Annotated in this window: 6 protein-coding genes; 5 read left to right on the forward strand and 1 reads right to left on the reverse strand. The window is 59.3% G+C overall.

What is annotated here, in order from left to right; genetic code table 11:
• Nucleotides 1-172 precede the first annotated feature (172 nt).
• The gene (locus ACW9HW_RS14705) at nucleotides 173-1,549 is read right to left on the reverse strand and encodes a glutamine synthetase family protein (RefSeq protein WP_095195100.1); all 1,377 of its coding nucleotides are present in this window, start codon (nucleotides 1,547-1,549) and stop codon (nucleotides 173-175) included.
• A 280-nt stretch (nucleotides 1,550-1,829) separates the two neighbouring features.
• Here ACW9HW_RS14705 and ACW9HW_RS14710 point away from each other — a divergent pair, with 280 nt between their 5' ends.
• The 5 genes from ACW9HW_RS14710 to ACW9HW_RS14730 all read left to right on the forward strand — a co-directional run bounded on the left by ACW9HW_RS14710 (nucleotide 1,830) and on the right by ACW9HW_RS14730 (nucleotide 7,146).
• Nucleotides 1,830-2,591 carry a gamma-glutamyl-gamma-aminobutyrate hydrolase family protein gene (locus ACW9HW_RS14710; RefSeq protein ID WP_095195101.1) on the forward strand — a complete coding sequence of 254 codons (762 nt, stop codon included), beginning with the start codon at nucleotides 1,830-1,832 and terminating at the stop codon, nucleotides 2,589-2,591.
• A gap of 363 nt (nucleotides 2,592-2,954) precedes the next feature.
• Nucleotides 2,955-4,097 carry an ABC transporter ATP-binding protein gene (locus tag ACW9HW_RS14715; RefSeq protein ID WP_457400495.1) on the forward strand — a complete coding sequence of 381 codons (1,143 nt, stop codon included), beginning with the start codon at nucleotides 2,955-2,957 and terminating at the stop codon, nucleotides 4,095-4,097.
• Between the two features lie 29 nt (nucleotides 4,098-4,126).
• Nucleotides 4,127-5,008, forward strand: a complete 882-nt coding sequence (locus tag ACW9HW_RS14720; protein WP_371917528.1) for an ABC transporter permease subunit — start codon at nucleotides 4,127-4,129, stop codon at nucleotides 5,006-5,008.
• The gene (locus ACW9HW_RS14725; RefSeq protein ID WP_095195104.1) at nucleotides 5,005-5,883 is read left to right on the forward strand and encodes an ABC transporter permease subunit; all 879 of its coding nucleotides are present in this window, start codon (nucleotides 5,005-5,007) and stop codon (nucleotides 5,881-5,883) included. The genes ACW9HW_RS14720 and ACW9HW_RS14725 overlap by 4 nt, the downstream gene beginning before the upstream one ends.
• Nucleotides 5,884-6,048: 165 nt before the next feature.
• A complete protein-coding gene (locus ACW9HW_RS14730) occupies nucleotides 6,049-7,146 on the forward strand; it encodes a polyamine ABC transporter substrate-binding protein (protein WP_095195105.1) in 1,098 nt (365 codons plus the stop codon).
• Nucleotides 7,147-7,222 lie beyond the last annotated feature (76 nt).

Here is a 7,222-nt window from a genome sequence, read left to right on the forward strand (position 1 = left end):
TGACTCGACGCAGGGGAATAAGTGGTCGCATTCCCATAGGGTTTTTGTGTCGGGCACCGAACTGTGGGAGCGAGCCTGCTCGCGAAGGCGGAGTGTCAGGCGACATCAATGTTGAATGTGCCGCCCTCTTCGCGAGCAGGCTCGCTCCCACAGTTGATCGGTGTTGTTCGTCCTAAACGGTGTGCAAGTACCAGTTGTACTCAAGGTCCGAGATGGAGTTTTCGAACTCGGCCAGTTCGCTTTCCTTGCACGCCACGAACACGTCGATGTACATCGGGTCGATGTACTTGGCCATGACTTCGCTGTCGTCCAGCTCGCGCAGTGCGTCACGCAGGTTGTTCGGCAGGCTTTGTTCGTTCTGCTCGTAGCTGTTGCCTTCCACCGGCGCGCCGGGTTCGATCTGGTTGGTCAGGCCGTGGTGCACACCGGCCAGGACCGAGGCCATCAGCAGGTATGGGTTGGCGTCGGCGCCGGCTACACGGTGCTCGATGCGCACGGCGTCCTTTGAGCCGGTCGGTACACGTACCGCCACGGTACGGTTGTCGATGCCCCAGCTCGGCGAGTTCGGCACGTAGAACTGTGCGCCGAAACGGCGGTAGGAGTTGACGTTCGGGCAGAGGAACGCCATCTGCGCCGGCAGGGTCTCGAGCACACCGCCGATCGCGTGTCGCAGCGCGGCGTTCTGCTCGGGATCCTCGCTGGCAAAGATGTTGTTGCCTTCCTTGTCGAGAATCGAAATGTGCACGTGCAGACCGTTGCCCGCCTGGCCTGGATACGGCTTGGCCATGAAGGTGGTGTCCATCTCGTGGTCGTAGGCGATGTTCTTCACCAGACGCTTGAGCAGCACCGCGTAGTCGCAGGCCTTTATAGGATCGGCCACGTGGTGCAGGTTGACTTCGAACTGCGCCGGAGCGCTTTCCTTGACGATGGCGTCAGCCGGGATGCCCTGCTCTTTCGCGCCTTCGAGGATGTCTTGCAGGCAGTCGACGTATTCGTCGAGGTCGTCGATCAGGTAGACCTGGGTGGACATCGGACGCTTGCCCGACACCGGCGAACGTGGCGATTGCGGACGACCGTTCACGTTGTCCTGGTCGATCAGGTAGAACTCCAGTTCGAACGCGGCGCAGATGGTCAGGCCCAGGTCGTCGAATTTGCGCACGACATTGGCCAGCACTTCGCGCGGATCGGCGAAGAACGGCTCACCTTCCAGTTCGTGCATGGTCATCAGCAGTTGTGCGGTCGGGCGCTTCTGCCAGGGCTCGATGCTCAGGGTGCCGGGGATCGGGTAGCAGATCCGGTCGGAGTCGCCGATGTCCAGGCCCAGGCCGGTGCTTTCCACCGTGGAGCCGTTGATGTCCAGCGCAAACAGAGACGCCGGCAGGTTGATGCCTTTCTCGTAAACCTTATGGAGACTGGTGCGTTCGATGCGCTTGCCGCGCACCACACCGTTCATATCCGCAATCAGAAGGTCGACGTACAAAACCTCAGGATATTTCTTAAGGAATGCGTTTGCTTCGTTGAGTTGAACGGTACGCAGAGGGACCGACATGATGCACCTATTAGCTGTTAATTATTATGTTCACCGCCCTTTCACGCAGCCAGTCAATCCGAAAGGCAAAGTGAAGTCAATAGCGAACACTCAGCCTTTCAGCGTTTATTTTCGGGCCTCTCAGGAGGACGAGAGTGCCAAATCAGTCGCCAGACACCCGTAAATCCTGAAGATCGGATGTGCGGCGTTTAGAATTTTTTACATGAGAGTTGTTAATTAAAATCAACAAGGCTAAGCTCCGGAAAAGCTCGTTCAAGTGTGAAACTTCGAGGTGATAAAAATGGCATTCAAGCCATTGATCGGCGTTACTGCGTGCGTCAAACAGATTGGCCTGCACCCCTACCATGTCAGCGGCGACAAGTATTTGCGTGCTGTCAGCGTTGCGGCGCTGGGGCTGCCCGTCGTCATTCCTTCCCTGGCTGAACTGACCGAAATCGATGACCTGCTGCCGCAGCTCGACGGTCTATTGCTGACCGGCTCGCCATCGAACGTGGAACCCTTCCACTATCAAGGCCCCGACAGCGCCCCCGGCACTGAACACGATCCCCAGCGGGATCGCACCACCCTTCCCCTGATTCGCGCGGCCATTGCCGCCGGCGTGCCGGTACTCGGCATCTGTCGTGGCTTTCAGGAGATGAACGTGGCGTTCGGTGGCAGCCTGCATCAGAAAGTCCATGAACTGCCCGGTTTCCTCGATCACCGCGAAGCCAACCATCCGGACCTGGCGGTGCAATACGCACCGGCCCATGCGGTCACGGTGCAACCGGGTGGTGTGTTCGAAGCCCTGGATCTGCCCCCGGTGTTCCAGGTCAATTCGATTCACAGCCAGGGCATCGACCGACTCGCCCCAGGCTTGCGCGCCGAGGCCATCGCGCCCGATGGCTTGATCGAGGCGGTGTCGGTGCAGAACAGCAAGGCCTTTGCCCTCGGCGTGCAATGGCACCCGGAATGGCAGGTGCTGGACAACCCGCCCTACCTGAGCATTTTCCAGGCGTTCGGCCAAGCGTGCCGGCAACGGGCGGCGCTGCGTCACTCGCGCTGACGTAAAACCCGAAAAACAATTTTCTGCCCCCGCGGGACAGCCGGGCGTGCCTTTGCGCGTCCGTCGCTGGCGATAACAACACACTGCAATAACAACAAGTACCGCAGCCAGGAAGGCGGCACCGGATAAACCCGAGTGGTTTGGGTAAGGGAGTCAAACGCAATCCCCCTGTGGGAGCGAGCCTGCTCGCGAATGCAATGTGTCATGCGACATCAATGTTGACTGATCCACCGCTTTCGCGAGCAGGCTCGCTCCCACAGGGGATCGCCGCTGGACTCACTGGCACCGTAAGACTCGGGTTTGCAATCAACTATTAAGTCAGGCCGCGTTGGCCCGACGACTGAAACCTGTTGGGAGTTTCACATGGCAAACGCCTCCAGCATCTACAGGAAGGCCCTTGAAGGTCACCAGGCACCGAAAAAGGTGTTGGTGAAAGTCGATCGCGTCACCAAGAAATTCGACGAAACCACCGCTGTGGACGATGTGTCCCTGGAAATCCATCAAGGCGAAATCTTTGCCCTGCTCGGTGGTTCCGGTTCAGGCAAATCGACGCTGCTGCGCATGCTCGCCGGCTTCGAGCGCCCGACCGAAGGCCGGATTTTGCTCGATGGCGTCGACATCACCGACATGCCGCCGTACGAACGGCCGATCAACATGATGTTCCAGTCCTATGCCCTGTTCCCGCACATGACCGTGGCGCAGAACATCGCCTTCGGCCTCAAGCAGGACAAGCTGCCCGCCGCTGAAATCGATGCCCGCGTACAAGAGATGCTGCGCCTGGTGCACATGACCCAGTACGCCAAGCGCAAACCCCATCAGTTGTCCGGCGGCCAGCGCCAGCGCGTGGCCCTGGCCCGCTCCCTGGCCAAGCGGCCGAAGTTGCTGCTGCTCGACGAACCCATGGGTGCGCTGGATAAAAAGCTGCGCTCGCAGATGCAGCTGGAACTGGTGGAGATCATCGAGCGCGTCGGCGTGACCTGCGTGATGGTGACCCACGATCAGGAAGAGGCCATGACCATGGCCCAGCGCATCGCGATCATGCACCTGGGCTGGATCGCCCAGATCGGCAGCCCGGTCGACATTTACGAAGCACCGGTCAGCCGCATGGTCTGCGAGTTCATCGGTAACGTGAACGCCTTCGACGGCACCGTTGTCGAGGATCTGGAAGGCCACGCGATCATTCACAGCCCGGATCTGGAACAGAAAATCTACGTCGGCCACGGCGTCAGCACCTCGGTGCAGGACAAGTCGATCACCTACGCCATCCGCCCGGAAAAACTGCTGGTCAGCATCACCAAACCGGACACCCGTTACAACTGGTCCAGCGGCAAGGTGCATGACATCGCCTACCTCGGCGGCCACTCGGTGTTCTACGTCGAACTGCCTGGCGGCAAGGTCGTGCAGTCGTTCATGGCCAACGCCGAACGCCGTGGGGCGCGTCCGACCTGGGACGATCAGGTCTACGTGTGGTGGGAAGACGACAGCGGCGTGGTACTGCGCGCATGAGAACCTTCAATCAGCAATTCCTGCGCCTGGTGCCCAGCGGTCGCAAGCTCGTCATCGGCATTCCGTTCCTGTGGCTGTGCCTGTTCTTCATGCTGCCGTTCTTCCTGGTGATGAAGATCAGCTTCTCGGAAGCAGCCCTGGCCATTCCACCCTACTCGGAGATCTACACCTACGCCGAGCAGAAATTCAATCTGCTGCTCAACATCGGCAACTACACGCTGCTGGGCGAAGATGAGCTGTACCTCTCGGCTTACCTCGGTTCGTTGAAGGTCGCGCTGTTCAGTACGTTGATGTGCCTGGTGATCGGTTTTCCGATGGCCTATGCCATTACCAAGGCGAGCAAGGAAGCGCAAAACGTCTTGATGCTGCTGATCATGATGCCGACCTGGACCGCGATCCTGATCCGCGTTTATGCGTGGATGGGCATCCTCAGCAACAACGGTCTGCTCAACGGCTTTTTGATGTGGACCGGGCTGACCGACCACCCGATCGAGATCCTCAACACCAACACCGCCGTCTATATCGGCGTTGTGTACGCGTATCTGCCGTTCATGATCCTGCCGCTGTACGCCAACCTGGTGAAGCACGATCAGAGCCTGCTGGAAGCCGCATCCGATCTGGGTTCGAGCACCTTCAACAGCTTCTGGAAAATCACCGTGCCGCTGGCCAGGAACGGCATCATCGCCGGTTGCATGCTGGTGTTCATTCCAGTGGTCGGCGAGTTCGTGATTCCGGAACTGCTGGGCGGCCCGGAGACCCTGATGATCGGTCGCGTGCTGTGGCAAGAGTTCTTCAATAACCGCGACTGGCCGGTGGCGTCCGCGCTGGCGGTGGTGATGCTGTTGATCCTGATTGTGCCGATTCTGCTGTTCAACCGCAGCCAGGCCAAAGAGATGGAGGCACGGGGATGAAACGTTTCGGGTTTTCAAAATTGATGTTGGTGTTCGGCCTGTCGTTCATCTACTTGCCAATGCTGATCCTGGTGATTTACTCGTTCAACGCCTCGAAGCTGGTGACGGTGTGGGGTGGCTGGTCGTTCAAGTGGTACGCCGGCCTGCTCGACAACTCGCAACTGATGGGTTCGGTGGGGCGCTCGCTGGAAATCGCCTGCTATACCGCGATTGCAGCCGTGGCGCTGGGGACACTGGCCGCGTTCGTGCTGACCCGGGTGACACGCTTCAAGGGCCGCACGCTGTTCGGTGGCCTGGTCACCGCACCGTTGGTGATGCCGGAGGTGATCACCGGTCTGTCGCTGTTGCTGCTGTTCGTAGCCATGGCGCAACTGATCGGCTGGCCGATGGAACGCGGCATCGTGACGATCTGGATCGCCCACACCACGTTTTGTGCCGCTTACGTCGCGGTGGTAGTCTCCGCCCGCCTTCGCGAGCTGGACCTGTCCATCGAAGAAGCGGCCATGGACCTCGGGGCCAAGCCGTTCAAAGTGTTTTTCCTGATCACCATCCCGATGATCGCGCCGTCACTGGCGGCCGGCGGCATGATGTCGTTTGCCCTGTCGCTGGATGACCTGGTACTGGCGAGCTTCGTCTCCGGCCCGGGTTCCACCACCCTGCCGATGGAAGTGTTCTCGGCGGTGCGCCTCGGCGTGAAGCCGGAGATCAATGCCGTGGCCAGTTTGATCCTGCTGGCGGTATCGATGGTGACCTTCATGGTCTGGTACTTCAGCCGCCGTGCCGAAGCCAGCCGCAAACGAGCGATTCAGGAAGCGATGGATCAGACCGCCAGCGAGTCCTGGCAACAACCGCAACGGGCCGCTGCAACCGCCTGATGGCTTGAGCTTTTGTGGCGAGGGAGCTTGCTCCCGCTGGGCTGCGAAGCGGCCCCAATAACTTGTGAGTGCTGCGCACTCAAGCGGGAGCAAGCTCCCTCGCCACAGGTTTTATGTTGACTGCATTTTGTGTGATTTGAATAAGAAATGAATGGAGTTGTACCGATGAAAATGTTTGGCAGGACTCTGCTGACACTGTCCTTATTGGGCGCGATGGTTACGGGCGCCCAGGCCAATGACAAGGTTCTGCGCGTCTACAACTGGTCGGATTACATTGCCCCGGACACCGTCAAGAAGTTCGAAGACGAGACCGGGATCCAGGTGACCTACGATGTGTTCGACAGTAACGAAACCCTTGAGGCACGCCTGCTGGCGGGCAAATCCGGCTACGACATCGTCGTGCCGTCCAACAGTTTCCTGGCCAAGCAGGTCAAGGCCGGCGTCTATCAGGAACTGGACAAATCCAAGCTGCCGAACTGGAAAAACCTCAACCCGGTGCTGCTGAAAAACGCCTCTGCCAGCGACCCGGATAACGCCCATGCGTTCCCGTACATGTGGGGCTCGATCGGCATCGGTTTCAATCCGGACAAGGTCAAGGAAGTCCTCGGCGCCAACGCCCCGACCAACTCCTGGGATTTGCTGTTCAAACCGGAAAACGCGGAGAAACTGAAAGCCTGCGGCATCAGCTTCCTCGATTCACCGACCGAGATGCTCCCGGCCGCCCTGCACTACCTGGGCTACCCGGTGAACGATCAGGACAAGCAACACATCGCCGAAGCCGAAGCGCTGTTCATGAAGATTCGCCCGTCGGTGGCGTACTTCCATTCATCGAAATACATCTCCGACCTGGCCAACGGCAACATCTGCGTAGCCGTCGGTTACTCCGGCGACGTGCTGCAGGCCAAGGCCCGCGCCCAGGAAGCCGGGGACAAGGTGAAGATCGACTACAGCATCCCGAAAGAAGGCGCCGGCAGTTTCTACGACATGGTCGCCATCCCCCGCGATGCCGCCAACGTCGAGAACGCCCACCTGTTCATGAACTTCCTGATGCGTGCGGACATCATCGCCGAGATCACCAACAACATCGGCTACAGCAACGCCAATGCGGCGGCCACGCCGTTGGTGGATGAAGCGATTCGCAATGATCCAGGCTCGTATCCGTCGCAGGATGTGATGGCGACCTTGTATGCCATCCCTGACATGCCGATTGGTGTGCAACGGGTGATGACCCGGGGTTGGACCAAGGTGAAGCTCGGTAAGTAATTCACTCAGAACAATTGTTGAATCTGATGCCGCCTTCGCGAGCAGGCTCGCTCCCACATTTGGAATGCATTCCCCC

The organism is Pseudomonas sp. SDO5532_S415, assembly GCF_054071155.1.